Annotated in this window: 18 protein-coding genes and 2 pseudogenes; 8 read left to right on the top strand and 12 right to left on the bottom strand. The window is 71.8% G+C overall.

Annotated elements, in window-relative coordinates; all coding sequences use genetic code 11:
* Both ABZ464_RS20705 and ABZ464_RS20700 read right to left on the bottom strand, forming a co-directional pair.
* Positions 1-592: maltotransferase domain-containing protein (locus tag ABZ464_RS20705; protein WP_359278987.1), on the bottom strand; the 592-nt coding region annotated here is incomplete at its 3' end.
* A gap of 158 nt (positions 593-750) precedes the next feature.
* Positions 751-1,050: a DUF5133 domain-containing protein gene (locus tag ABZ464_RS20700; protein ID WP_359278985.1), complete on the bottom strand. Its 300-nt coding sequence runs from the start codon at positions 1,048-1,050 to the stop codon at positions 751-753.
* Between the two features lie 226 nt (positions 1,051-1,276).
* Between ABZ464_RS20700 and ABZ464_RS20695 the strand changes: the two genes are divergently transcribed.
* Positions 1,277-1,789, top strand: coding sequence for a pep a2 (locus ABZ464_RS20695; RefSeq protein WP_359278984.1), 513 nt, complete (start codon positions 1,277-1,279; stop codon positions 1,787-1,789).
* A gap of 26 nt (positions 1,790-1,815) precedes the next feature.
* Positions 1,816-3,933, top strand: coding sequence for a glycogen debranching protein GlgX (gene glgX / locus ABZ464_RS20690; protein WP_359278982.1), 2,118 nt, complete (start codon positions 1,816-1,818; stop codon positions 3,931-3,933).
* Positions 3,934-3,969: 36 nt separating this feature from the next.
* Here the strand turns inward: glgX and ABZ464_RS20685 are convergent, their stop codons facing one another.
* Positions 3,970-4,773 carry a VOC family protein gene (locus ABZ464_RS20685; protein WP_359278980.1) on the bottom strand — a complete coding sequence of 268 codons (804 nt, stop codon included), beginning with the start codon at positions 4,771-4,773 and terminating at the stop codon, positions 3,970-3,972.
* Positions 4,774-4,888: 115 nt separating this feature from the next.
* On the opposite strand from ABZ464_RS20685, the gene ABZ464_RS20680 reads away from it, so the two are divergent.
* A complete protein-coding gene (locus ABZ464_RS20680; RefSeq protein ID WP_359278978.1) occupies positions 4,889-5,224 on the top strand; it encodes an ANTAR domain-containing protein in 336 nt (111 codons plus the stop codon).
* A 47-nt stretch (positions 5,225-5,271) separates the two neighbouring features.
* Here the strand turns inward: ABZ464_RS20680 and ABZ464_RS20675 are convergent, their stop codons facing one another.
* The gene (locus ABZ464_RS20675) at positions 5,272-6,063 is read right to left on the bottom strand and encodes an RNA polymerase sigma factor SigF (RefSeq protein WP_359278976.1); all 792 of its coding nucleotides are present in this window, start codon (positions 6,061-6,063) and stop codon (positions 5,272-5,274) included.
* Between the two features lie 251 nt (positions 6,064-6,314).
* Between ABZ464_RS20675 and ABZ464_RS20670 the strand changes: the two genes are divergently transcribed.
* From ABZ464_RS20670 to ABZ464_RS20660, 3 genes and pseudogenes are all read left to right on the top strand, one after another.
* On the top strand, positions 6,315-6,770 hold the full coding sequence (locus tag ABZ464_RS20670; protein WP_359278974.1) for a MarR family transcriptional regulator: 456 nt from the start codon (positions 6,315-6,317) through the stop codon (positions 6,768-6,770).
* Complete coding sequence (locus ABZ464_RS20665; RefSeq protein WP_359278972.1) at positions 6,767-7,594, top strand: ATP-binding cassette domain-containing protein; 828 nt, start codon at positions 6,767-6,769, stop codon at positions 7,592-7,594. Before ABZ464_RS20670 ends, ABZ464_RS20665 begins: the two co-directional genes overlap by 4 nt.
* A pseudogene (locus ABZ464_RS20660) lies at positions 7,554-8,185 on the top strand (ABC transporter permease); the annotation flags it as partial. The gene ABZ464_RS20665 and the pseudogene ABZ464_RS20660, both read left to right, overlap by 41 nt.
* 81 nt (positions 8,186-8,266) lie before the next feature.
* Here ABZ464_RS20660 and ABZ464_RS20655 read toward each other — a convergent pair.
* Positions 8,267-9,826, bottom strand: a complete 1,560-nt coding sequence (locus ABZ464_RS20655) for an alkaline phosphatase family protein (RefSeq protein ID WP_359278970.1) — start codon at positions 9,824-9,826, stop codon at positions 8,267-8,269.
* A gap of 260 nt (positions 9,827-10,086) precedes the next feature.
* On the opposite strand from ABZ464_RS20655, the pseudogene ABZ464_RS20650 reads away from it, so the two are divergent.
* Positions 10,087-10,323: pseudogene (locus ABZ464_RS20650) on the top strand (ABC transporter permease); the annotation flags it as partial.
* A 226-nt stretch (positions 10,324-10,549) separates the two neighbouring features.
* Positions 10,550-11,065: a hypothetical protein gene (locus ABZ464_RS20645; protein WP_359278968.1), complete on the top strand. Its 516-nt coding sequence runs from the start codon at positions 10,550-10,552 to the stop codon at positions 11,063-11,065.
* Between the two features lie 27 nt (positions 11,066-11,092).
* Here the strand turns inward: ABZ464_RS20645 and hemC are convergent, their stop codons facing one another.
* From hemC to ABZ464_RS20610, 7 genes are all read right to left on the bottom strand, one after another.
* Positions 11,093-12,028: a hydroxymethylbilane synthase gene (gene hemC / locus ABZ464_RS20640; protein ID WP_359278966.1), complete on the bottom strand. Its 936-nt coding sequence runs from the start codon at positions 12,026-12,028 to the stop codon at positions 11,093-11,095.
* A 114-nt stretch (positions 12,029-12,142) separates the two neighbouring features.
* Positions 12,143-12,919 carry an NPP1 family protein gene (locus ABZ464_RS20635; RefSeq protein ID WP_359278964.1) on the bottom strand — a complete coding sequence of 259 codons (777 nt, stop codon included), beginning with the start codon at positions 12,917-12,919 and terminating at the stop codon, positions 12,143-12,145.
* 154 nt (positions 12,920-13,073) lie between these two features.
* Positions 13,074-14,033, bottom strand: a complete 960-nt coding sequence (locus ABZ464_RS20630) for an ATP-dependent DNA ligase (protein ID WP_359279017.1) — start codon at positions 14,031-14,033, stop codon at positions 13,074-13,076.
* A gap of 91 nt (positions 14,034-14,124) precedes the next feature.
* The gene (locus ABZ464_RS20625) at positions 14,125-14,568 is read right to left on the bottom strand and encodes a hypothetical protein (protein WP_359278962.1); all 444 of its coding nucleotides are present in this window, start codon (positions 14,566-14,568) and stop codon (positions 14,125-14,127) included.
* A gap of 84 nt (positions 14,569-14,652) precedes the next feature.
* The gene (locus ABZ464_RS20620) at positions 14,653-15,342 is read right to left on the bottom strand and encodes a response regulator transcription factor (RefSeq protein WP_359278960.1); all 690 of its coding nucleotides are present in this window, start codon (positions 15,340-15,342) and stop codon (positions 14,653-14,655) included.
* Complete coding sequence (locus tag ABZ464_RS20615; RefSeq protein ID WP_359279015.1) at positions 15,339-16,547, bottom strand: sensor histidine kinase; 1,209 nt, start codon at positions 16,545-16,547, stop codon at positions 15,339-15,341. The genes ABZ464_RS20620 and ABZ464_RS20615 overlap by 4 nt, the downstream gene beginning before the upstream one ends.
* 334 nt (positions 16,548-16,881) lie before the next feature.
* Positions 16,882-18,033, bottom strand: coding sequence for a histidine kinase (locus ABZ464_RS20610; RefSeq protein WP_359278958.1), 1,152 nt, complete (start codon positions 18,031-18,033; stop codon positions 16,882-16,884).
* Between the last annotated feature and the right edge of the window lie 41 nt (positions 18,034-18,074).

Here is an 18,074-nt window from a genome sequence, read left to right as displayed (position 1 = left end):
CCCGTTCGCGTTCGACCAGCAGGGGCAGCGGCTCGGAGGCGGTGAGCAGGTCCCGCAGCGGATACCGGGCCAGGACCGCGTCCACCTCCGGCGTCGACGCCGCCGCCAGACGGGTCGCGACCGGGAGGGAGTCGTCGCCCAGGGCCCGCGCCGCCTTGAGGACCGTCGTACGGGGCCGGCCCCTCGGCACCCCGGCCGCCGCGCGCTCGTACAGCTCGGCGCCCTCCTCCAGGACCAGCCCCGCGTCGATGCCCGCCGGGACCTTGACCCGTGCCGTCCGGCGCCAGGTGGTGACCGGGTCGCTCCAGGCCTCGACGGCGTACGTCCAACGGCCCGGCGCGTCCGGGGTCACCTCGGCGCCCCAGCGGTCGCTGCCCGGGGCGAGTTCACGCATCGGCGTCCACGGACCGCGCCGGCCCTTGGGGCCGCGCAGGACGACATTCGCCGCCACCGCGTCCTGGCCCTCCCGGAACACCGTCGCCGTCACCTGGAAGCTCTCCCCCGGGACGGCCTTGGCCGGGCGTCTGCCGCCCTCCACCGCAGGCCGCACGTCGCGGACCGGGATCCGGCCGATGACAGGGGTCGGGCTCATTCGTCTCACCTTCGTTGTGCTCATGGCCGGGCTAACGGCCGGATCGGCCGCGCGGTTCTGCACCGGGTCGTCCGTCCGGCCCGCGGCCGGGTCTGTCGTCGTGTTGTCCGCCGGGCCCGCCGCCCGGCTCCCGCTCCGCAGCCGGAACGGGTCCGCCGTCACGGCATCGCCGGAGCGAGCCGGGCCACCGCCCGGCCACCGCGCCGCACGGCCCCGGTCGGCCGCGGCCGACCGTCCTGCTCCTGCAGATAGACGGCGAGCGTGGTGCGCAGATACCGCTCCGCCGCGTCCGCGGCCTCGCGCGCGCAGCGCTTTCCCATGAGCACACACAGGGTGTAGCCCGAGTCCTCGAAGGTGGCCCGCACCGCGCGGTCGGCCGGGGAGGCGAGCATGACGCGCTCCCACGCCCGGTACCGCCGCAACTGCCTGGCGACCTCGGTCTTGGCCGGTAGCAGCATGACGCAGTCACCTTTCGGGCTCGATGAATGTTTCACTCATGGTGCACGCGCCGACACCCAGCGTCTTGTTGGATCTTCAATCACCCCGGAGTGCGCTCGTGTTGCACGAATGGACTAACACCCGCACTGTGGGAGGTGACTCAGAAGCGATCAGCGCTCACCCTCCGTATATTCGGCCCGCGGGGCCCCACGGAGCGGGAGCCTCGCCGGTGAGGAGCGAACGACGATGAAGACCGCAGTTCCCTGCTACTACCACCTCGACGTGGACGTCAGTCCGGAGCGCGTCGCACAGGTCGGCCGGATCCTGGCCGCCCATCTGAGGTACTGGGACCTCGAAACCCTCGTCGCCCCCGTCTGCGGCGGCGCCGGGATGCTGTTGAAGGCCATCGACGAGCATGCGAGGGACAAGTCCCTCTCGATCGAGATGTGGTGGAACGGCCAGCATCTGATCACGGCCGTCGGCGGCAACGACCGTGAGCTGCGCCCGGACCAGGACCTGCGGAGCTGCCTGGAGCGGATCGCCGCGATGAGCGACGGCTGGGGCTGCTGCGCCACCGACACCGGAGCCAAGGTCATCTGGTTCTCGCAGCGCGCCCGTTCCGGCGAGCGCGTCCCGCTGGTGCCGACCGCGCCGTCGCCCAGTCTGCGCGAGGGGCGCCGGGTGCCCCGCGCACTCCCGGTGGCGGCGCTGGCCGCACCGGCGGCCGAGGAGTCCGGGGTCCTGGAGGCCGCCCGGTGATCTCACCGCCGTACCGGAACGCAGGGGTGCCCGCGTGGAGTGGGCACCCCTACCCGCTGGGCGCCGACTTCGACGGGAAAGGCACCAACTTCGCACTGTTCAGCGAGGTCGCCGAGCGGGTCGACCTGGTGCTCGTCGAGGACGACGACAGTCACCGGAGCGTCCCCCTCACCGAGGTCGACGGCTTCGTCTGGCACGGCCACCTGCCCGGAGTCGGCCCCGGACAGCGCTACGGCTACCGGGTGCACGGCCCCTGGGACCCGGCCGCCGGACACCGCTGCAACCCGGCGAAGCTGCTCCTGGACCCCTACGCACGCGCCGTCGACGGCCGGACCGACAACCACCCCTCCCTCTTCGAACGCGCCGGGGACGGCCCCGACCCCGCCGACAGCGCCGGGCACACCCTGCTCGGGGTGGTCACCGACCCCGCCTTCGACTGGGGCGAGGACACCCCGCCCCGGCGCTCGTACGCCGACACCGTGATCTACGAGGCCCATGTCCGCGGACTCACCCGCACCCACCCCGACGTCCCGCGCGCCCTGCGCGGCACCTACGCCGGCCTCGCCCACCCGGCGGTGACCGAGCACCTCACCTCGCTGGGCGTGACGGCGATCGAGCTGATGCCGGTCCACCAGTACGCGCAGGACGGCGTGCTCACCGACCGCGGCCTGTCCAACTACTGGGGCTACAACACCATCGGCTTCTTCGCGCCGCACCACGCCTACGCCGCCCACGGCACCCGGGGACAGCAGGTCACCGAGTTCAAGGAGATGGTGAAGGCGCTGCACACGGCCGGCCTCGAGGTGATCCTCGACGTCGTCTACAACCACACCGCCGAGGGCAACCAGAAGGGCCCCACGCTCTCCTTCCGCGGCATCGACAACGCCTCGTACTACCGCCTGGTGGACGGCGACTGGGCGCACTACTACGACACTACCGGCACCGGCAACAGCCTGCTCATGCGCCACCCGTACGTCCTTCAGCTGATCATGGACTCGCTGCGCTACTGGGTGACCGAGATGCACGTCGACGGCTTCCGTTTCGACCTCGCGGCCACCCTGGCCCGGCAGTTCCACGAGGTGGACCGGCTGTCGGCGTTCTTCGACCTGATCCAGCAGGACCCGGTGATCAGCCGCGTCAAGCTGATCGCCGAGCCCTGGGACGTGGGCGAGGGCGGCTACCAGGTGGGCAACTTCCCGCCGCTGTGGTCGGAGTGGAACGGCAAGTACCGGGACGCCGTACGGGACTTCTGGCGGGCCGAGCCGCACTCCCTCGGCGAGTTCGCCTCCCGGCTGACCGGCTCCTCCGACCTGTACGCCCACAGCAGGCGCCGGCCGCGCGCCAGCGTCAACTTCGTGACCGCGCACGACGGTTTCACCCTGCGCGACCTCGTCTCGTACAACGACAAGCACAACCAGGCCAACGGCGAGGGCGACCGCGACGGCGAGAACCACAACCGCTCCTGGAACTGCGGGGCGGAGGGCGAGACCGACGACCCGGCCGTCCTCGCCCTGCGAGCCCGCCAGCAGCGCAACCTCCTCGCCACGCTGCTGCTCTCCCAGGGCATCCCGATGATCGGCCACGGCGACGAACTCGGCCGCACCCAGCACGGCAACAACAACGCCTACTGCCAGGACAACAAGGTCTCCTGGGTCGACTGGCGGCTCACCGAGGAGCAGCGCCGGCTCACCGACTTCTGCCGCCGCCTCGTCGCCCTGCGCGCCGCCCACCCCGTGCTGCGCCGCCGCCGCTTCTTCCTCGGCGAGACCGTCACCCACGCCGGACAGCCGCTGCCCGACCTGGTCTGGCTCCAGCCGGACGCCCGCGAGATGCGCGACCGCGACTGGCAGCGCTCCGACGCCCACAGCGTCGGCGTCTTCCTCAACGGCGACGCCATCGCCGAACCCGACCCCCGGGGCCGTCCGGTGGTGGACGACTCCTTCCTCCTGCTCTTCAACAGCTACTGGGAACCGGTACCCTTCCGCCTGCCCGGCACCGCCTACGGCGAACGCTGGACGGTCTGCGCGGACACGGCGGAACCGGACGAACCCCGGGACGAGACGGAGTACAAGGCGGGCGGAGAAGTGACCCTGGAGCCCCGCAGCCTGATCGTGTTGTCCCGCCCCCCACGCCGATCGGAGTGACCGAAGGGGCGCGAGGCTCCCCCTTCAGGGGCGCGGCTACCTCTGACGACGCGACGTCACAGTGAACTGCGCCCCATCCGGATCCCGGAGAATCGCCTCCTCCTCCGACTCCCGCAACACACTCCCCCCGTGCTTCTCGGCGGCCCGCACCGCCCCCGGAACTTCGCCGACGGCAAAGTGCACCTGCCAGTGCGGCCGAATGGTGGGATCCGGCGCCGCCTCCAACGCCCCCGACTCGATCCGGGCCACGACATCGCCCCCGCTGCGCAGCACGACCTCGCCGCCCTCGTACCGCACCTCGCAGCACCCGGGCCGGTCCGTGGCCCAGTCGAGGATCTCGCCGTAGAAGATCGCGGAGTCGAACGCGTCGCGGGTGTGCAGCCGGATGAAGGAGGGGGCGGCCTGCCGCCACGCCTCCCAGTTGCCGATCAGCTTGCCCTCCCAGACGCCGAAGGTCGCCCCCTCCCGGTCGGCCAGCAGGGCCGCCCGGCCCGGCGGCAGCGAGATCGGCCCCACCGCCACGGTCCCCCCGCGCTCCCTGGTCCGGGAGGCGGCCTCGTCGGCGCTGGGGACGGCGAAGTACGGCGTCCACGCCACCGCCATCTGCCACATCGCGGCGACGGCGGCGATCCCGGCCACCGGGACGTCGTCGACCAGCGCCGTACGGAAGTGTTCACCCAGCGTGCCGCGGCGCCACCGCCAGCCGAGGACGGCCCCGTAGAACTCCTGGGTGGCCTCCAGATCGCGGCTGGTGAGACTGACCCAGCAGGGCGCGCCGAACACGGAGTGGGTGGAGAGGACTTCTTTCGGACCGTGGGCTGAGGACGGGTGATCGTTCATGGGGGCTCGCGTTCCTGTCTCCCGGCTCTCCCGGCCGACGGCCGGAGGCTCTCCTCCAGTGTCCGGCCGGAGTCGGCGGCGGCGCCTGCCGAGGACGTGGTGGCACGATGGAGTGGTGGACCGAGTACCGCGCGACCCGGGCGACGAAACGGCCCGGATCCTCCAGCTCCAGCAGGAGGTCGACCAGCTCAAGGAGGCGGTCGCCTCGCATGCCGTGGTGGATCAGGCGATCGGTGTGATCGTCGCGCTGGGGCGGGTGTCGCCGGACGAGGGCTGGGTGATCCTCAGGGAGGTCTCCCAGCACACCAACATCAAGCTGCGCAATGTCTCGGAGCTGATCCTCATCTGGGGGCGCAGCGGAGAGATGCCCGAGCGGATCCGGGCGGAGCTGGAGGTCCTGCTGGACCAGCACGGCCCGACGCAGATCCCCGGCGCGCCGCCATGGGAGTGAGCGCTCGGGATGAGGCGCTCGGGACGGGGGCGCTCGGGAGGGGGCGCTCAGTCCGCCTCCGGCACGACCTCCTCGCGCAGCCGGGCGAAGCAGCTGCTCAGCAGCCGTGAGACATGCATCTGCGAGATGCCGAGCCGCTCGGCGATGGTGCTCTGGGTCATGCCCTGGAAGAACCGCAGATAGAGGATGGTCCGCTCGCGCTCCGGCAGGGCCCGCAGGCAGGGCGCCGCGGCGACGCGGTCGACGACGGTGTCGTAGCCGGGATCGGGATCGCCGAGGGCGTCCGTGAGGGCGTAGCCGTCGGTGCCGGGCATCTCGGCCTCCAGCGACAGCGCGGAGAAGCACTCCAGCGCCTCCATGCCGGTGTGCACCTCGTCCTCGCTGAGCTGCGCGTACGCGGCGATCTCGGCGACGGTCGGCGCCCGGCCGGGGGTCGTCTGGGCGAGTTCCTTCGTGGCGTGCCGTACCCGGTTGCGCAGGTCCTGGACCCGGCGGGGCACATGCAGCGTCCACATGTGGTCGCGGAAGTGGCGCTTGATCTCCCCGGTGATCGTGGGCACCGCGTAGGCCTCGAAGGCACGGCCGCGGTCGGGGTCGTAGTGGTCGACGGCCTTGACCAGGCCGAGGGCCGCGACCTGGTACAGGTCCTCCAGCGTCTCGCCGCGCCCGCGGAAGCGGACGGCGATCCGCTCGGCCATCGGCAGCCACAGCCGGACCAGTTCGTCCCGCAGCGCCTGGCGCTCCGGCCCGTCGGACAGGGCGGCCAGCCGTGCGAAGGACTCGGTGGTGTCCGGGGCGTCGTCGTGGGGGTGCTGCCGGGTTCTGACGGTGGTACGCATCGCGCGTGCCTTCCCGAAGGGGGTGCCGAACGATGGAAGGACACCGTGGAAGACGCGCACTCGGACGGATTCGGCGATCGCCCGGGACGGCCCGCTCGGCGGGGATCCCACGGACGTGCCTCCTGTCCGAAGCACAACGTTGCGCTTTCCCTCTGATGGGCGTTCTGAAACTGTTGGTTCATATATGCCCGAAATCTTTTTTGACTTTCTCCGGGGGAATTTACCTCTGACTCAGAGGTAATCTCGACGGTGTGGACGAGGAGACCTTCCCGGAAGAGCTCGCCGACGCGCTCGTCGGCATCCAGCGACTGCTGCGGCGCCGGCTGCGCGCCGGGCTGACCGTGCCCCGGCTGCGCGGCGCCGAGGTCGAACTGCTGCGGCTCGTCGAGTCCCGCCCCGGCATCGGCGTCTCCGACGCCGCCAAGGAGCTGTACCTCGCGGGCAACTCCGTCTCGACCCTGGTCAACCAACTGGTCAGGGACGGGTACCTGGTCCGCGAGACCGATCCCGCCGACCGGCGCGCCGCCCGGCTGCTGCTCACCGAGGCCGCCGAGACCCGGCTGCGGGCCTGGAAGGAGCGGCGTGCCGCGCTCGTCCGCCGGCATGTCACCGGGCTCGACGCCGCCGACCAGGAGAGCCTGCGCGCAGCCCTCCCGGCGCTGCGCTCGCTCGCCGTCAGTCTGCACGAGGAGGCCGAGGAATCATGACCGCCGCCGTCACCTGCACCGCGCTCGCCCACGCCTTCGGGGACACCAGGGCCGTCGACGGGCTCGACCTCACCGTCCGCGAGGGCGAGGTCTTCGGTCTGCTCGGCCCCAACGGGGCGGGCAAGACCACCGCCCTGCGCTGCATCACCACCCTGCTGCCCGTCCCGTCCGGCATGGTCGCGGTCTTCGGCCGGGACGCCGCCCGCGACCGCATGGCCGTACGGCGGCTGCTTGGGTACGTCCCGCAGCAGCTGTCCGCCGACCAGAACCTCACCGGCCGGGAGAACGTCGCCCTGTTCGCCCGAGTCTTCGACGTGCCCCGCCGGGAGCGCGCCGCACGCGTCGCCCAGTCCCTGGCCGCCGTCGACCTCACGGACGCCGCCGACCGGCTGGCCGGCACCTACTCCGGCGGTATGGTCCGCCGCCTCGAACTCGCCCAGGCCCTCGTCAGCGCACCCCGGCTGCTGATCCTCGACGAGCCGACCATCGGCCTCGACCCGATCGCCCGCACCGGCGTCTGGGAGCACATCGCCGCCGTACGGGAGGCCACCGGCATGACCGTCCTGGTGACCACGCACTACATGGACGAGGCCGACCGGTACTGCGACCGGGTCGGTCTGATGCACCGCGGCCGCATCCGCGCCCTCGGCACCCCCACCGAGCTGCGACAGGGGCTCGGCGAACGCCGCGGCCTCGCGCCCACGGACCCGCTGCCCAGCCTGGAGGACGTCTTCCGGGACGTCGCCGGCAGCGGCCTCGACGACACGTCAGGAGACTTCCGCGATGTCCGAAGCACCCGCCGCACCGCGCAGCGCGTCGGCTGACCGGGCCCACGAGCGAGGCATCGACCTGCTGCTGAAGCCGCCCGTGCCGCGGGCCGGCTGGCGGTGCTCCCGGCCCGGATCGGCGCCCTGTGCACCGTCGAACTGCAGAAACTTCGCCATGACCGCACCGAGCTCTACACCCGGGCCGTCCAGCCCGCCCTCTGGCTGCTGATCTTCGGCCAGACCTTCAGCCGCATCCGGGCGATTCCGACGGGCGGCATCCCCTACACCGACTACCTGGCGCCCGGCATCATCGCCCAGTCCGCCATGTTCATCGCCATCTTCTACGGCATCCAGATCATCTGGGAGCGTGACGCCGGGGTCCTCGACAAACTCCTCGTCACGCCCACCCCGCGCTCGGCGCTGATCACCGGCAAGGCGTTCGCGGCCGGGGTGAAGTCACTGATCCAGGCCGTCGTCGTGATCCTCATCGCCGCCCTGCTCGGGGTCGCCCTGACCTGGAACCCGCTGAAGCTGCTCGGGGTCGCCGGGATCGTGGTCCTCGGCTCGGCGTTCTTCTCCTGTCTGTCCATGACCATCGCGGGCATCGTCCTCAGCCGCGACCGGCTGATGGGCATCGGCCAGGCGATCCGGTACCGCTTCCAAATGCCGGGGGAGTGGTCTGGGGTGATGCGCGATCAGGGGCCGCGTCTTGACTGCGGGCGGTTGGTGTCAGTTCGCTGATGGCCGGAGGCCGGGGAAGAGCATATGTGCGCTCTCGTGCACGATCTCGATGGCTTCCCGGCCCTTCAGCGGTGCGCTCTCGTCGATCTTGGGGACGGTGGCTCCCAGGTGTTCGACGAGTGTGAGGAAGCCGTGGAACATGGCGGTGGCGAGGGGGTTCAGTGGCGCGTCGGGCGGAATCATCGCCTGGTTGAACTCGGGGACCGGCCGGGCCGTGACATCGGGCCAGTCCTGTGGGTCGCGGGGCTCGTCGAGGGTCAGGAGGGAAGTGAGGTCGGGGGCGTTGGCGTCCCTTGCGGTGAGGGCGTGCCCGAGGCTCCACCGTTCGCGCAGGGTACGGATGACCGATGTGTGGTGGTGCACTCCGTTGATCACTGTCCGGGCGGGCAGCCACGCGGAGATCGCGATCGCGGGCAGACGGACGCCGAGCCGGTCGAAGGCGAAGCCCATCTGTCCGGGCGGCGCGGCGGGGTCCGGAGGGACGGCCGCGGGCGGGGGTACGTGGTCGTAAGTGCCGCCGTGCTCGTCGAAGACGACCATGAGCAGCGTGTTGTACGCGTTGGACCCGTCGGACGAGGTCGAGGAGCGGACGGCGTCGTACACCTTGGCCAGCAGTGCCTCCCCGCCCAGCAGCGACGAGGGCGCATCAAAGGGGATCCCCTGGAGCAGAGCGGATTCCGGCGGGTGCATGTCGTTGTGGCCGTGCCAGAGGTTGGGCTCGATGAAGGAGTAGGTCGGCAGCGTGCCGGCGGCGGCGTCCTCCAGGAAGCGGTCCATGGTGACGAAGTGGGTGGCGAACCGCTGCCGCAGCCTCGGGGCGTGGATCAGGCCGGTGAAGGGCAGGGGGCTCGGCGCGTCGACGTAGACCCGCCAGGTCAGGCCGCTGGCCTCCAGTCGCTCGAAGACCGTTTCGGCGTTGTTCTTTATCGGGAAGGTGCCGTAGGGCGCGTTGACGACGAAGCCCGACGCCTGTGCGGCGTGGAAGAACGAGCGGTTCGTGAACGTCTGCGACGGCACTTCCGCGAACCAGTGATCGAACGTGCCGAAACCACGCGCCAGCGCTGAGATCACAGGGAGCTGGTCCGGAGTGTACCCAGCCATGATCTGTGCGTATTCGTGGTGCTTCGGCTGCCGACCCATCTCCGCCGTGAAAGCGCTGATGTAATCGGTGACGAAGCCGTCCATCGTCGGCGTACGTCCGGGCGGTGGCGCGTTGAACGGGGCGGCCATGTGCTCGGCCAGCACCCCGCGGTTGGCTTCGGGGTCGATCACATTGAAGAGCTGTGTGTTGACGTGCTGGTACTCCTCGCCCGGATCCGGGTTGGGCGTGTCCATCGTCTCGGCAACGCCGAACGGGACGCTCTGGTGGCCGGAACGGTCCTCGGCCCAGTCCGGGATCGGATTCGACAGGTTCCTTCCGAGAACACCCTCGAACCTGGGAACCTCATCGGGCTGGTAAAGCTGTCCGAGAAGCGTGTCGAACGAGCGATTCTCGAACATCAGGGCCACGACGTGGTCCAAGGCCTGGCTGCGGTCGCGGGGGGCCATCGACGACCTCCGATCGGTCGAGCGATCCGTCCCGAGAAGTCCACTCCACTTTTGTCCGCTCAGGGGTGGGTGTCAAAACCTGGCCGATCGCGCGGGCCGCGCCCAGCCCATCGGGCGATGTCGGTAACGAGGGTGCCGTCTCCAAGCCGGGTGGTGTGCGGCTGCGTGGTGGCCGTTGGATCGAAGGCGAAGATCTTGTCGTTGCCCAAGAGTCCGCAGCACACCGACTCACTGGAACAGCTTGTGGACCGGCATTGACCCAGGCCATCACCATGCCGCTGTTCTTCGGGTCCAACGCCCTCTACCCGGTCGCCGTCATGCCGGGCTGGCTCCAGGCGATCAGCAGGATCAACCCGCTCAGCTACGAGGTGGACGCCCTGCGCGGTCTCCTCCTCGGCACGCCCGCGCACCTCGCGCTCGACTTCGGGGTGCTCGTCCTGGCCGCCGCGCTCGGCATCACCGCCGCCTCCGCACTGCTCGGCCGGCTGGCCCGGTGAACCCGGCCGGGATCCCGCCCCGTGATCTTGCCCGCCGATCTTGGCGCGACGTGATGTGCGGCACGCCCGCGGCACGCCCCGCGGCGGCCTTCGGCGGATTCTTCCTGCGCACGGCTTGATCGACGATCAAAAGGGGTGAACCCCCTGGCCACAGCGCATTCCGCTCATTTGACAGTGCGCTGAGCACACGGATAGGAAGCAGCCGGTAGAAGTCGAGAGGTGGACTGTGGACGAGCCGAACGTGGTCGGGGACTGGCAGGAGTACGACGAGCATGCCGGTCTGCGGGTCCGTGTCCACCAACTGGAGCAGTGCGAGCCGCCCAGGGGCCGTGACGACGCGGCCGAGGGGCTGACCTATTTCCGGCTGCGGGTGACCGTCGAGAACCGCGGCACGGGACACTCCACCATCCACCTCGAGGACGGCCAGATCGACGTACGGATCGGGCCCGACGGCGACAGCGCGTTCATCGACTGGCGCAACTCGCAGTTCATCGAGGGCTTCGACGTCTACCCGCTGCGCCGCGCCACCGCCGTCCTCTACGCCGCCGGCCCCGAGGCCGCGCTCGGTCAGGTGGATGTGCAGATCCAGCTGCGGGTCGACGACGAGTGGGCCGACCGCCGGCTGTGGACCGGCGGCATCGGCCTCCAGGACGGGGCGCCGCCGACGGGGACGTGCCGGGACAGCCTGGCCCGCCAGGTGAGCAACTTCCTGCGGGACCAGGCCGAGGAGGGCACCGCCTGAGGGTGCCCCGGGCCATGAAAGCGGCGCTCAGTGCGGAATGCCGTCGATGATCTCGCGGGCGCCCTGCCGCAGCAGCGCCACCGCCACCGACGTACCGAGCGTCGCCGGGTCGAGCCGCCCCGCCCACTCGTGGGCGTTGAGCCGCACCTTGCCGTCGGGCGTGAACACACAGGCCCGCAGCGACAGTTCCCCGCTGCGGTCCACCCGGGCGAACCCGGCGATCGGGCTGTTGCAGTGCCCCTGGAGCACATGCAGGAACATCCGCTCCGCCGTGGCCTCGCGGTGGGTGGCCGGATCGCCGAGCCCGCTGACGGCGTCGATCAGCTCGGTGTCGCCCTCCCGGCACTGGAGCGCGAGGATGCCCGCGCCGATCGGCGGCATCATCGTCTCCGGCGAGAGCACCTCGCTGATCACGTCCGTGCGGCCGATGCGCTCCAGACCGGACACCGCCAGCAGCAGCGCGTCCGCCTCGCCCGCCGCCAGCTTCTCCAGCCGTCGGTTGGCGTTGCCGCGGAACGGCACGCACTCCAGCTGCGGGTGGGTGGCGGCCAGCTGGGCGACCCGGCGCACCGAGGACGTGCCGATCCGGGTGCCGTCCGGCAGTTCGTCGAGGGTGAGCCCGCCCGGGTGGATCAGGGCGTCGCGGATGTCGTCGCGGCGGAGGAACGCGGCGAACACCGTGCCCGCGGGCAGCGGCCGGTCCGCCGGCACGTCCTTGACGCAGTGCACCGCCAGATCCGCCTCGCCGGCCAGCAGCGCGGCGTCCACCTCCTTGGTGAACGCGCCCTTGCCCTCGACCTGGGACAGATCGCCCATCCACTTGTCGCCGGTCGTCTTCACGGGAACGACCTCGGTGCGCACCCCGGGATGCAGGGCGGCCAACTCGGCTCGGACACGCTCCACCTGGGCCAGCGCCATGGGGGAGTCACGGGACACGATGCGGATCAGTTCCGGAACGGACATGCGGGACACGATAGACCCTCGTGCCCCGCACTCCGCACCGCTTCCCGCTTTCCGGCCACGCGTCACGGTGTGAAGCGTGGCCGGACCGGGTAGAACGGACCGTTCCGCACCGCTCTACGCGTTGGGGTCGAAGGTGATCCCCGACGGCTTCGCCGACGTCAGATGGGCGGCGAAGTTGGCGTCCTTGAGGCCGAAGTTGGCGCTGCCGAAGTCGTACGCGCTCAGCTTGTCGCGCAGGCCCGACGGGTAGCCGTTCCAGCCGACCAGCGGCGGGTACTGCCAGGTGTGCTTGTCGTTCTCCGGCGGCTCGTCATTGGAGTTGCCCAGCCGGAAGCAGTGCGTGCTGATGCCGTCCTTGTGGTAGACGATCTTCGCGTGCGTGCCCTCGAAGCGGACGTCGGACACGGGGTGCACGGTGAACGAGCCGTGGTTGGACGTCGACACGTACTGGATCGTGCCGTTCTGCACCCAGACCACGACGTGCTCCCAGTCGTGCCGGTGCCCGCCGATGCTGCTGTTCGCGAGCGCCTGGTCCTTCTCGAAGTACAGGCCGTACATGTACGCGCACCAGCCGTTGTTGCACTTGTAGCGCGAGTAGCTGTTGGTGTTGTCCAGGTCGGACGCGTCATGGCATTCGCCGCTGAGCGAACCGGTCGGCTTCAGCCCGCCGTTGACGGTGCCGTCCGGGCCGATGGCCGGGGTGGAGTAACAGCCGTCCGTGTCGTAGTCGAACGCGGGCTGATACGTGAGTTCGGCCGCCTCGGCGTTCTGCGGCAGCGCCGCCGGGGGAGCCGCGAAGGCGACCGAGGGGACGGCGAGCACGAGCGCGGCGGCACCGGCGAGTCCGGTGAGCCATCTCCTGCTGTGGGCCTTGAACGTAGATGACGACACTGCGTCCTCCTCGTGATCCGGGCGCAGCCGAACGGCTGTGGGGGAAGGGGGAGTTGAAGGAAGCTCAGCTTCCACGGTTTTCGCTCCCACGCCAAGGGGTCGCAGGCGTATCAGTGGTGAAGCACAGCCCAACAGTTGGCCATTCGGTGCCGTGTCAGGCGGAGTTGTCCGGAAGGTCCGCCGCCGACTCCTCCGCTGTGAGGTCGGTGCGCAGCCGCAGCCAGGAGGGCTGGCGCAGCAGTCCGGCCCGGGTCCGGGTGCTGTAGCGGACCTCGCCGACCAGCCGGGGTGCCACCCAGCGGGCGCCGGGAGCCGGCGGTACGGGATCGAAGGGGCACACGTCGGTGGCCTCGGCCCGCAGCAGCGCGGCGAGTTCGGTGCGCTCGGCCTCGCTCCAGCCGGTGCCCACACTGCCGACGTACCGCAGCGCGCCCGCGGAGGTCCGCTGTCCGACGAGGACCGCCCCGGGCAGCCCGGTCAGCCGTCCCTTCCCCGGCGACCAGCCGCCGACCAGCACATCGGCGGTGCGCATGTTGCGGATCTTGATCCAGGCCCGGGAGCGCACCCCGGGCTCGTACACCGAGTCCAGTCGCTTGCAGACGAGACCCTCCAGACCGTGGACGCGGGTCGCCTCCAGGGCCTCGCGCCCATGTCCGACGAGCGCGCGCGGCGTCGACCAGAACGGCCCCTCCAGCCCGAGCGCCTCGAGCCGCGCCCTGCGCTCCCCGTACGGCACCCGCAGGAGCGGGTCCCCGCCGAGGTGCATGACGTCGAACAGCACGAGGTGCACGGGCACCGAGGCCGCCATCCGCGCCGCCTTCCCCGGCGCCTGCACCAGCCCCATCCGGGACTGCAGCAGCTGGAAGTCGGCCCGGCCCCCGGCGTCCAGCGCCAGCACCTCCCCGTCCAGCACGGCGGCCGTCGCCCCGAGCGCCCCGCCCAGCGGCCGCAGCTCCGGATAGGCCCCGGTGATGTCCTCGCCCGACCGGGCCCGCAGCCGGAGCGTCCCGTCCCCGGCGAGATACACCACGGCCCGCTGTCCGTCCTGCTTGGTCTCGTAGGCCCAGCGTGCGTCCTGGGCGACGGGCGGCAGCCGGCCGGGCGTGGCGAGCATGGGCGGGATGAGAGGGAGCGTCACGGGTGAGGTGTCGACCCCCGTGCCCCGCGCCACGCGCCCGGCGCGGCGGTTTCCCCCGAACGGCGGCTCAGTCGCCCGAACAGCCGAAGATGCCGAGGTGGCTCGGCCGGTCGCCGGTGTAGAGGACGACGTACCGGCCCGTCCAGCGCATCGCGCACTCGGCGCTCAGCGCGGGCCCGGAGTCGTACACCTCCCGGAACCGCTGCGGTGTGGGTCTGTCGGTGCCGAAGTGGTGTCTCACCCGGCCCGGGGCGAGCGGCCGCAGGGTGTTGTGGTCGTCCGCGGCGTGTTCGTTCGGCGGTGTGCAGGCGCCGACGACATGCAGGATGTCCAGGATCGAGTGCGTCCCCTCCTCGCTCATGAACTCCGCGTCCGCCCAGAGCTCCTCCAGGCTCGCGTACGTGTCGTCGTCGCCGTACTCCCGTGCGAACTCCTCGGCGTGCAGAGCCCTCAGGGACTCCTCGACGTCGCCTGTGTACGCGGTGACGTAGTCCCAGCCGCTCGCGCCCATCGCGCCCCCCTTGGCCCTCGGTGATCGCCCTCGGTGAACCACCCTGTGATCGCAAAGGTAGGGCAGGGCACTGACAACGGGCCGTCAGCTCTCCGCGCCCGGCGGGGGCGGGGCCTGGACCAGGCCCGTCTGGTAGGCGATGACGACGAGTTGGGCGCGGTCGCGGGCACCGAGCTTGGTCATCGCCCGGTGGACGTGGGTGCGCACGGTGAGGGGGCTGACGAAGAGTTTCCCGGCGACCTCCTCGTTGGAATGCCCCTCGGCCACCCAGGCCATCACCTCGCGTTCGCGGGCGGTGAGCACGGCGAGGTCGGCCGGGACGGCGAGCCGCGCGCCCTCCGCGGGGGCGGCGAGGAAACGGGTGATCAGGGAGCGGGTGGCGAGCGGGGAGAGCAGGGACTCGCCGGACGCGACCGTGCGGATGCCGTCGAGCAGCGCGTCGGCGGTGACGTCCTTGCCGAGGAAGCCGCTCGCCCCGGCCCGCAGCGCGTGGGCGACGTACTCGTCGATCTCGAACGTCGTCAGGATGAGCACGCGCGTGTCCGACAGGCCGGGGTCCGCGCAGACCGCGGCCGTCGCGGCGAGCCCGTCGGTGCCGGGCATGCGGATGTCCATCAGGACCAGGTCCGGACGGTGGCTGCGGGCGAGCGCGACCGCCTCCGCGCCGTCGGTGGCCTCGGCGACCACCTCCATGTCGTCGCAGGAGTCGATCAGGATCCGGAAGGTGGCCCGCAGCAGGGCCTGGTCGTCGGCGAGGAGCACGCGGATGGTCATGGGGTCCGTTCTCGGGGTGCGGGGGTGTCGGGGTACAGGGGGAGCCGGGTGGTGACCTGGAAGCCGCCCTCGGGGCGGTGTCCGGCCTGGAGCGCGCCGCCCACCGACTGGGCCCGCTCGCGCATGCCGATCAGACCGAAGCCCCGGCCGTCGCCGGACGCGGAGGGCGCCGCGGTGCCGTCGTCGGTGACCGTGATCGTCAGCCGGTCGCGGCCGAACCTCAGCCGCACCTGGGCCGTGCGCGCCGCCGCGTGCCGGGTGACGTTGGTCAGCGCCTCCTGCACGATGCGGTACGCCGTCAGATCGACGCCGGGGGTGAGCGGCCGCGCCGTGCCCTCCAGGGCGACCCGCACGTCCAGCCCCGCCGAGGCGCAGGACTCGGCCAGCTCGGACAGCTGTCCGAGGCCGGGGCTCGGGGCGAGCGGCGCCTCGCCCTCGTCCGCCTGGCGCAGCAGGCCCACGGTCGCCTTCAGCTCGCGCAGGGCCGAGGACGTCGTACCGGTGAGGTCCGTCAGGATCCGCTGGGCCTGGTCGGGGTGGGTGCGGGCGAGATGGGCCGCCGTGCCCGCCTGGGCGTTGGCCAGGGCCAGATGGTGGGCGACGACGTCGTGCAGCTCGCGCGCGATGCGCACCCGCTCCTCCACGACCCGGTGCCGCGCCTCCTCCTCCCGGCCGCGTTCGGCGTACTCGGCCCGCGCCTGCACGGCCTCCACATAGCGCCGCTGCAGCCGGACGAGGCTGCCGGTGACGACGGGGAACAGCAGCCAGACCGCGGGGCTGACCGTCTTCATCACCCAGGGGTGCGCGACGGGATCCAGGAGCAGGGCCGCCGGGACGATCAGCGCGAGGGCCGTGAGATAGCAACGGCGGGTCGTGCGGCGGCGGGTGGTCGCCGCCACCCGGTACAGGGCGACCATCGTCGGCCCCAGCAGCAGCGGGGTGATCAGATGCCCGAGCGCGGCGGCGCCGGCCACACAGCACGCCGTCACGGCCGTGGTCGTACGGGGCCTTGTGCGCTGCCCCAGCAGCAGGGTCCCGCACGCGACGGCCGCGAGGACGATCGTGGGGACCGTCGCGTCCGGCTGGTCCGTGTGGGGCATGGTGATCTCGCTGCCGAAGAGGAAGACGGCGAACAGCAGGGCGGCCGTCATCGTGTCCACGGTGCGGGCGTGACCGTCCGCGTAGCGCTGCCAGGAGGTGAGCATCGGATTCTCCGGTCGGGCTGGTCCCATGGCGGGCGGCTCCTCCGCCCCTTGGAAGACAGGGGGAGCGGTCAGAAGCGGTCAGACAGGGGCAGCCTCCCGTTCCGCCGGCGCGGCCCGCCGGGTGAGGGACTCGCCCTCCACGGCGACGCCTGGCAGCAGCCGGGTCGAGCCACTTCGGCAGCCACCACGCCGACCTCCCGAGCAGGGCCGGCACCACGAACGCGTCGAGCAGCACGGCCGCCGCCGGTCCGAACCCGATCCGGTCAACGCCATCCGCGACGACCGGCCGCGCCGATCATGATCGCGGTGTCCGGCAGGCGGACCGTGCGGTCGCTCACCACACGCACGGCAGGTCCACCTCCACCACCGTCGGCCCGCCCACCGGGCTGGTGAGCCGTACCGTCCCGTCGAGCGCGGCCACCCGGCGCCGCATCCCCAGCAGGCCCGAGCCCGCGCTCTCGTCCGCGCCCCCGCACCCCTCGTCCCGCACCCGCGCGCTCAGCCCGGTCCGGGAGCGGGCCAGCACCACCTCGGCCCGCTCGGACCCGCTGTACTTCGCCGCGTTGGTGAGCGCCTCGGCGATCACGAAGTACGCGGCGGCCTCCACGGCGGCGGGTGGGCGCGGCCCGTCCGCCACCCCGTCGTCCCGCACGGTCACGTCCAGCCCGCTGCTCGCCGCCAGCGCCCGTACGGCCCCCACCAGCCCCCGGTCGGTGAGGATCGGCGGATGGATGCCCCGGACGACGTGCCGCAGCTCGGTGAGCGCCTCCTCGGCCTGCGTCTGCGCGTCGGCGAGCAGCTTGCGCGCCGCGTCCGGGTCCGCGCCGTAGGCCCGCTGGGCCAGCCCGATCCGCATGGACAGGGCGACGAGACGGGCCTGTGCGCCGTCGTGCAGATCGCGCTCGATACGGCGCAGCTCGGAGCCGTGCGCGGCCACCGCGCCCGCGCGGGTGGCGGTGAGCTGCTCGACCCGCTGGGCCAGCAGCGCCTTGGGGGAGGGCCGCAGCAGCGCGGCCGACCAGGCCGTCTCGACCTCGGCCAGCCGGACGATCAGCGGCAGGACGAGCGCCCGCCGGCCCAGCAGGGCGCACCACACCCCGTCGACGACCAGCCCGACCGGCCACAGCGGCAGCATCAGCACGGTCAGCCAGGCGTAGCCGTAGTACGCGGCCATCCAGCGCGCGTCGGTGAGCGTGCCGGGGTCGCGCACGGCCGTGCGCAGCCGCTGCCGCAGCGGACCGGTGAGCGGCGCGTACGCCTCGGGGATCTCCCGGCCGGTCCAGGACGCCGTCAGCCGTCGCTTGGCCCCGGCGATCCGCCGGATCAGCAGCACGGTCTCCGGCACCAGCCAGATCCCGACCAGCACGGCGGCGCCGGTGGCGGTGATCAGCAGGACGGTGATGAAGATGTACGACCCGAAGGCCATGGCAGCGGCCAGCACGAGGTGGACCGAGGCCCGCGCCGCCTGTCGCAGGGTCGCGCGCATACAGATTCCCGGGGGTGAGGGGGAGAGGGGACGGGGACCGG

Origin of the sequence: Streptomyces sp. NPDC005820 (genome assembly GCF_040630255.1) — a bacterium.
GTDB lineage: Bacteria > Actinomycetota > Actinomycetes > Streptomycetales > Streptomycetaceae > Streptomyces.
This window is presented reverse-complemented; position numbering and strand designations above follow the sequence as displayed.